The sequence below is a fragment of the Streptomyces sp. DH41 genome, assembly GCF_029813785.1.
GTDB lineage: Bacteria > Actinomycetota > Actinomycetes > Streptomycetales > Streptomycetaceae > Streptomyces.
This window is the reverse complement of sequence record NZ_JARVKY010000056.1, coordinates 1-6,963: the sequence shown is the minus strand read 5'-3', so window position 1 is coordinate 6,963 and position 6,963 is coordinate 1. Positions and strand designations below refer to the sequence as shown.

Genomic DNA, 6,963 nt, shown 5'->3' with positions numbered 1-6,963 from the left:
GGCCGACCGGCTTCGCCGGTCGGCCCCCGCGGGGAAGGGTCAGGCCGAGGCGATGAGGTCGAGGGTGGACTCGATGGAGTTGAGCTGGGCGACGATGTGCCGCACCCACTTGTCGTTCGGATGGGCGGCCGCGTGCGGGGCGACGGTGCCAGTGATGAAGCGGCGGAACTGCGTCAGCTTCTCGGAGACGACCTGCCGTTCGTAGGCTTCCAGCGCGGCCCGCTCCGCGCCGAGCTGATAGCCGTCGACGCGGTTCCAGATCAGCGGCGGCCACCCCTTCGACGCGGCCTCGTCCTTCAGCGCGGCCAGGCCGGACCGGACCTGGTGCGGGGACAGGGCACTGGCACGAACGAGCTGGTGGAACTCCAGCCCGGCCGGCCGGGCCTCGAACAGGACGAAGCGGACCGTGTCCGCGTGCCGTCTGGCCGCGTCCCCTTTGCGCCGGGAGGCGCGGGGCACGACTACTCGCCCCGAAGGATGGCCGCGAGCTCGTCGTCCATGTCGACCTTGCCGGTGTCGACCGCCGTCTCGATCCAGTCCAGGGTCGCTTTCACCTTCGCAACGTTCTGGTGGACGATGGTGCGCTCGTCCTCCGACAGCTGCCGGTCGCGCAGGCCGGGAACGGTGCGGCCGGCCGCCGCGACGAACGCGTGGAAGGCGGTCACCAGGTCAAGGAACTCCACCGTCCGGTCGATGTTGCGGACCGCCGGGGCGACGGGGTTCGTGCGCTCGAAGTGGTCGTGGGCTTGCCGGCCGCGCTCGGCCTGGGCAGAGTTGACCTGGAAACGGGCGGTGTCGTCGCTCATCGCCTTGAACGCGACGTCCGGCCTGCGCAACAGGCTGGTCGCGGCCGTAGTGGCGACGCCCTCGTCGCGGGTGAATTCCTCCACCACCCGGACCTTGTTCTCCGTGGAGACTTTGGCCGCGACCTGCGGGCGCCTGAGGAAATCGGTGGTCACCGCCGCGGCGACCTCCTCATCCTGGGCCAGGTGGTGAATCGCGGTGATCCGCTCCTGCGGGGTCTCCGGGCTGTCGACCGTCCAGCCGACCCGCCGCTTGGCGTCGTCCGCCGTCCACCGGGCCTTCCCCTCGGGAGGGTTCTTGATCGCGGCCCACCTCTCCTGGTCGTTCTCGATCCGGCCCAGGATGCGGTGGATCGTGAACGACACGTCCCCCTGGCGGTGTTCCTTGGGCCAGCGCGACGCGATCCACCTCGCGTTCTTCACTGTGTGGAACGTCAGGCCGATGTCGTCGGCCAAGCGGACCAGCGACTCCCGGACCGTCCACTCGGTGTCCGGGGTGCCGCCGCGGGGCCTGACCGGCTCGATCTCCAGGGCCCGGTCGCCGATCGTGAACTTGCCCCGGGTCTGCTGTTCCACGACTTCCCGCAGCTCGGCCACGATCTGCTCGTAGCGGGACTGGCTGACGGATCCGATGTTCTCCATCTGCTCGGACATGGCTTTCACCATCCAAGTGCGGCCTCTGGCAAGGCACTTGGGGCCATGACAGGACAGGGACCGCATCCGTTCCCGAGAGTCGGACCGGAAATACGAAGATCACAATGAATGACCACAATTGACCGTTCCGTGAGCGAAACTGGTCCACGGAGGCGTTCGTTCAGTGGTCACTGTGCACGATCCGCGAACGGATCCTTCCGCTTCCGCCAGGCCCTCACGACGCACCGCCGCGAGCAGAACCGGGCGTCCGAGCGGCGGTCGACACCAGCCACCCAGCGGGCCCCGCACTCCGGGCACTCGACCATGCCGGTCTCGTCCCGTACGGCCGCCAACCGCTTCCGTAACCGTCGCTCCTTGCGCCACTGCCTGGAACGACAGACAGACGAGCAGAACGCCGCCCCGGGCCGGGCATCCAGCCTCAGCCGTTCACCGCAAGCGCGACATTCCCTCTCCACGGCCCTCTCGGCACCCTCAGACACCGGTCCAGGCTAGGGCGCAAATCTACCCAGAACCGAGGATCGGAAACAGCTACTCAGACCCCCTCCCCCGGCCCGCCGCGCGAGCGGCGGGCCGGGATGGTTGGTGCGTCAGCCGTGGGAGAGCTGGGCGAGGTCGGCACGCTTGCTGTGCAGAGCGAACACGGCCTCCAGCAGGGCCAGGGCGACCGTCTCGGTGGCGGCTGCGGCGAGGTGGCCGTGCAGGGCGTCCAGCGCGGCCACAAGCTGGGCGTCCTCGTCGGCGAGGCTCCAGCCTGTCAGGCCGGGGCGGGCCGGGACCGTCAGCGGGCGGCGGTCCATGGCGTGCGTGACGTACTGCCCGAAGCCCAGCGGGAAGCCGGTGCCCGGCGTCTCGGCGGCGGTGGCCTCGGCGTCGGCCAGGGCGAGCCGGGCGCTCTCGCAGATGCCGCCCGGGCGGGTCGGCGCCTCCTCCCAGAGCGACAGGGTGACGATGTCGAGCAGCTCGGCGACGTTGATCAGCGCGCGGCCGTTCCAGGCGGAGGCGACCAGGGTGCGGCGGCGGGCGATGTCGGCGAGCGCGGCGGCCCGGAAGGCGGCGGCGCGGGCCTGCTCGGTCGGCTCGAAGACGGTCATGTCGGGTTCCCTCCAGGGGGGTTGAGGCTTCTCGGCGTGCCCCGGGCGGCGGCGGGATTCCCGCCCCGCCGGCGCCCGGGTGGTCTGGTGTGGCCGGTGCCGCCGGGCCCAGGGAGATCCGGGCCCGGCAGGCGACGGGCTACTTCTGGTAGGCGGGGATCAGCGTGCGGACCTTGTCCTCGCCGATGCATCCGCCTTCGTGGCGGTGGGCGGACGGCGGGTTGCCGTTGCGCCCGCGGTGGTGGCTCCAGTAGCGGACGCCGGACCAGCCGCACAGCTCGCACAGCAGGTACCACGGGTTGTCCGACCCCGGGAATCCGTGGAGCACGGCCCGCCAGCGGTGCTCGGTCAGACCGGCGAACGCGGTCTTGGCGCCCGCGATGTTGCGGTCACTGGCGGGCATCCGCGGGTGCAGCAGGGGCACCGGGCCGTTCAGCGGCTGGGGCGCCTCGGCGAGCAGCAGGTCCAGCGCGACGGCCGTGACGCGACCGGCGGCGTACTCCTCGGCGAGGTACGCGGCGGCCATGTCGATGCCCTTGGTGCCCTTGGGCGGGCGGCGGAGGTTGTGCTCGCCCTCGCTGGTGACGACCAGCCAGTCACGGTGCCAGCGGTAGGCCTGCCCGATGACCCGGTCCTCTCCGATGATCACGGGGTAGCGGCACTCGATGTCCGGCTCTCCGATGCGGGTCTTCAGGGTGGTGGCGCTCATGATCGTGCTCCTTGTTGAGGTTCTTCGGTGGGTCCGGGCTTGGTGGGGGAGCGGGATTCCCGCCCCGCTCCCCCACCCCCTGGCGGGAGGTCTTACGGGCGGCAGTCGGCCGCGGAGTGGGCGGTGCAGCCGTCGGGGCAGGCGTGGACGCGCTCGTTCTTCACGAGAGCCCGGACGGCGACGGCCCCTTGGGCGCGGCGCTCGATGCCGCCGTTGCCGTGGATCAGCTCGGCGCGCAGTGCCCTTCCGCTGGCCTTGCCGACCTGGATCGTGCCGAAGGTGCCGTGCTTGCCGCCTGCGTTGAGGGTGATCCGGCGGACGCCTCGGTAGGTGCCGCCGTCGGCCGCGCGCAGTCCCTTGCTCTCGGCAAGGCGGATGATGCCGACGGTGTACGGCGTGAGGCCGGTGAGGTCGAGCGGTGCGGGTTCGCCGGTCGGCGCAGGCTCGGCGGGCTGGTTGCACGGGCGGGCAGCGTCGGCGGCCACGGACTCGGCCAGGCGGGCGTGCTTCCAGTGCAGGGCGAACGCGGCCTTGAGGTACCCCACCGTCACGCCGTCCCTGGACAGGGGCTTCAGCCGCAGGTGGCCGTGGACCGCGTGGAGCCGGGCGAACAGGTCCCCCTCCTGCGCGATCAGCGCGGGCCCGGCGCCCCTGCTGGGAAGCAGCGACGGGGGGAGGTCGACCTCATTGCCGAACACGGGGGCGGTGACGTACTGCGTGAACCGGGGCGGGAAGCCGATCGCGGGGTTGGCGGCGGCGATCGTCTCGGCGGTGCGGAGCGCGTGCGAGGCGTCCCAGTCGATCGTGTTCGTGATCACGACGCCGTCCCAGGTGCCGGTTTCGTCGGTCTCCAGCGAGAGTGCTGCGGTGTCCAGCAGGGCGGCGATCTCCAGCAGGGCGGCGCGTCCGTCGGCGTTCAGGACGGGCGCGGGGTTCGCACAGCGGGTGCGGGCGACGTCGGCGATGGTGCGGGCGCGGTGGGCCGCAGCGCGGGCGTGGGGCGTGGCGTTCATGGTCGTACTCCTTGTTGAGGTGGTTCGGTGGCTGGGCTGCGAGCGGGCGGGGATTCCCGCCCCCGCCCGCTCGCAGGGTGTGTGATGACCGGTCAGAGCTGTTCGGCGGCGGCGAGCTGCATCTGGAAGATCTCCCAGTCCGGGCCGCCCTTGGCGTGGACGAGACCGGCGTACAGCAGCACCGCCTCGTCGCCGGTGAGGGCGCGGACGCCACGCTCGGCGAGGAAGGCGTCGATGGCCTCCATCGGCTCGTCGGCGTACCGGAAGTTGTCGGTCAGGCCGTGGATGCCGCTGGGCTCGCCGTCCTTCCAGAGCTGGACGGAGAAGGTCCGCAGCATCCGGTCGTAGACCGGCCACAGCTCGGCGTAGATGGGCTCGATCGCCTCAAGGTCGTTGATCGGCAGGCGGGTGATGTTGGTGAGGTCCAGCATGGGCGTGGCCTTTCGTTGAGATTTCTCGGTGTGGGCCGGAGCCCGGTGCCGGGAGGGGATTCCCGCCCCCTTCCGACGTAGACAATACTCTCAAGTTTTAGGCCGTAGGTCAACTCTCGACACGCCGAAAACCGCAGGCCAGAGGCCTTTTTGAAGAGAATTCCGGAGGGAATTCCGGCGCCTCGACGGACCGGAATTCCCCCCGGCGGAACGCCGCACGACGGGCCGGTCGGGGGGTTCCCTCCGCGGCGGGGCAGGCGCAGCCGACCGCAGGCCGTGTCGGGGTGCCAGGCTCGCCGAAGGCGACCGCGTAGCGGCTTGGCCTGGCGGCCCGGCGCGGGCTGTGGTCCTCTCCGGGGGCCCCGTCGCGGAGGGAACCCCCCCCCCCCCCCCACCCCCCCCCCCCCACCCCACCCACCCCAGCACCACCCACGGGCCGCAAGATCAAAAACGGCGCCCCTCCCCTCTGTGGAGGGTCGGGGGTGTGGGGGCGGAGCCCCCGCGTGCCTGAACCCGTCGCCCGTTCCGTCAGCCTCGCCACGAACTCACCTCTTAAGAGGTGAGGCGGCCCGGTGGCCGGACGACAGCCGGATGCACGGGGCACGGCGCGGAGCGGCGTTCCTTGAGCACCGCCCCCGCCGGCGTCTCCGCCGTGAGACGCCGAAGGGCCCGGCGGACGGGTGTCTCGCCGGGCCCCGGGTCGGGCTGGTCGGGTCAGTAGAGCTGCACGCGGGTGAGGACGATGTGCGGCGGGTCGGCGTCGGCAACGATGACGTACTCGGCGATGCCGAGCGAGCCGTCCGCGCCGAGCGGCATGCGCCGCTGCTGCGGCCACTTCGCCGACGCGGTGCTGCCCGGCACCTCGCCCCTCGTCTCGTTGATCACGACGGTGGCGGCCACGATGGCGCCGAACACCGCGCCGGGCAGGGCCTTGTCCATCAGGAGGTCGGTGACCTCCTCCGACAGCACGCAGGGCAGGCCCTCCGGCTCCTCGCCGTACGGCTCACTCAACGGGCAGGCCCGCCGCGCGGCGCCGCTCGATCAGGTCGCCGACCGCCGTCGTGGGCAGTGTCCCGTCCAGCGCGGCCGCGGTCAGCCGGTCTCCGGCCGGGTCGGTGTCGAGCATCGCCTCGCACCACCAGCGGCGCAGGACGCCCTCCGCCTCCTCGGGCGCGGCGGCCAGCAGCTCGCGGTAGAACTCCATGCGGCGCGCCCCGTCCATCAGGAGGTCGGTGACCTCCTCCGACAGCACGCAGGGCAGGCCCTCCGGCTCCTCGCCGTACGGCTCACTCAACGGGCAGGCCCGCCGCGCGGCGCCGCTCGATCAGGTCGCCGACCGCCGTCGTGGGCAGTGTCCCGTCCAGCGCGGCCGCGGTCAGCCGGTCTCCGGCCGGGTCGGTGTCGAGCATCGCCTCGCACCACCAGCGGCGCAGGACGCCCTCCGCCTCCTCGGGCGCGGCGGCCAGCAGCTCGCGGTAGAACTCCATGCGGCGCGCCCCGTCCAGCGCGGCCGCGATGCCCTCGGCGTTGCGTGGCACCCGCTCGGGCTCGTGCGTGTGGATCGGCTGTGCGGTCATCGCGTGTCCCCCTCGGTCTGCTCCGAGTCTGCCCGCTCGCGGCGGCTGCCGTCGACCTGCTGCGCGGGAACCACCACTGTAGATCTCGCCGCTCGTGTCCCAGACCGGTTCTGTGACCTGCGGCTTCTCGTGGAGTCTCACGCCGTGTCCAGCCGCTCAGTCTCACGCTCGTGTCCAAACCCTCAGGACTCCCGTTCGATGCACGCCGCTGACCTGCGACATGACACGTGCTGCTGCCCCTTGTACCAGCGGAACGTCCGCCACGGGGCCGCCGTCCGCAACAGATCGGCCGACGCGTCAGTCCATGCCCGCTCATCAGCGACATCACTGTTCCGTCGACGGAAGCTGACCGTCACCATCACGCACCCCAGACCCCACGGACGACCGCTGTGGAGCCAAGGTGCCAGGCACCCGCCCGGAGGTGACCCGGACTACCGCCCGAGTCACCCAAACGAGTGAAGCCTCTGAACTGCGAGTCTCACGGCAGTGGCATTTCTGCCATCCATCTGCCAACTGCCGTGAGATTCTGCCAAGCCTTTTGAGACCCTACAACCACGGTGTAGGATCTCGCGGCTCCTGTCATGCGGCGACGCTGTGACCAGGGCACTGTCGCGCTGTCTCACGCCGGGGCATCCGCTCGTTGTCTCAGCTCCGTGTCATTTCCTCTGCCTGCGGCCAGCGCGGC

The 6,963-nt window shown here is 71.4% G+C and carries 9 protein-coding genes; all 9 read right to left on the bottom strand.

The window, feature by feature from the left end:
- Positions 1 to 39: 39 nt before the first annotated feature.
- The 9 genes from QC283_RS39340 to QC283_RS39300 all read right to left on the bottom strand — a co-directional run bounded on the left by QC283_RS39340 (position 40) and on the right by QC283_RS39300 (position 6,278).
- A complete protein-coding gene (locus QC283_RS39340) occupies positions 40 to 459 on the bottom strand; it encodes a hypothetical protein (RefSeq protein ID WP_031031886.1) in 420 nt (139 codons plus the stop codon).
- Between the two features lie 2 nt (positions 460 to 461).
- The gene (locus tag QC283_RS39335) at positions 462 to 1,457 is read right to left on the bottom strand and encodes a DUF6192 family protein (protein WP_031031888.1); all 996 of its coding nucleotides are present in this window, start codon (positions 1,455 to 1,457) and stop codon (positions 462 to 464) included.
- Positions 1,458 to 2,044: 587 nt separating this feature from the next.
- The gene (locus QC283_RS39330; RefSeq protein WP_279566597.1) at positions 2,045 to 2,548 is read right to left on the bottom strand and encodes a hypothetical protein; all 504 of its coding nucleotides are present in this window, start codon (positions 2,546 to 2,548) and stop codon (positions 2,045 to 2,047) included.
- 139 nt (positions 2,549 to 2,687) lie between these two features.
- Complete coding sequence (locus tag QC283_RS39325) at positions 2,688 to 3,257, bottom strand: hypothetical protein (protein WP_279566596.1); 570 nt, start codon at positions 3,255 to 3,257, stop codon at positions 2,688 to 2,690.
- A 92-nt stretch (positions 3,258 to 3,349) separates the two neighbouring features.
- Positions 3,350 to 4,270: a hypothetical protein gene (locus QC283_RS39320; RefSeq protein ID WP_279566595.1), complete on the bottom strand. Its 921-nt coding sequence runs from the start codon at positions 4,268 to 4,270 to the stop codon at positions 3,350 to 3,352.
- Between the two features lie 92 nt (positions 4,271 to 4,362).
- The gene (locus QC283_RS39315; protein WP_279566594.1) at positions 4,363 to 4,701 is read right to left on the bottom strand and encodes a hypothetical protein; all 339 of its coding nucleotides are present in this window, start codon (positions 4,699 to 4,701) and stop codon (positions 4,363 to 4,365) included.
- A gap of 714 nt (positions 4,702 to 5,415) precedes the next feature.
- Positions 5,416 to 5,712 carry a hypothetical protein gene (locus tag QC283_RS39310; protein ID WP_279566593.1) on the bottom strand — a complete coding sequence of 99 codons (297 nt, stop codon included), beginning with the start codon at positions 5,710 to 5,712 and terminating at the stop codon, positions 5,416 to 5,418.
- A complete protein-coding gene (locus tag QC283_RS39305; protein WP_279566592.1) occupies positions 5,705 to 5,995 on the bottom strand; it encodes a hypothetical protein in 291 nt (96 codons plus the stop codon). Before QC283_RS39305 ends, QC283_RS39310 begins: the two co-directional genes overlap by 8 nt.
- The gene (locus tag QC283_RS39300; protein WP_279566591.1) at positions 5,988 to 6,278 is read right to left on the bottom strand and encodes a hypothetical protein; all 291 of its coding nucleotides are present in this window, start codon (positions 6,276 to 6,278) and stop codon (positions 5,988 to 5,990) included. Before QC283_RS39300 ends, QC283_RS39305 begins: the two co-directional genes overlap by 8 nt.
- Positions 6,279 to 6,963: the final 685 nt, after the last annotated feature.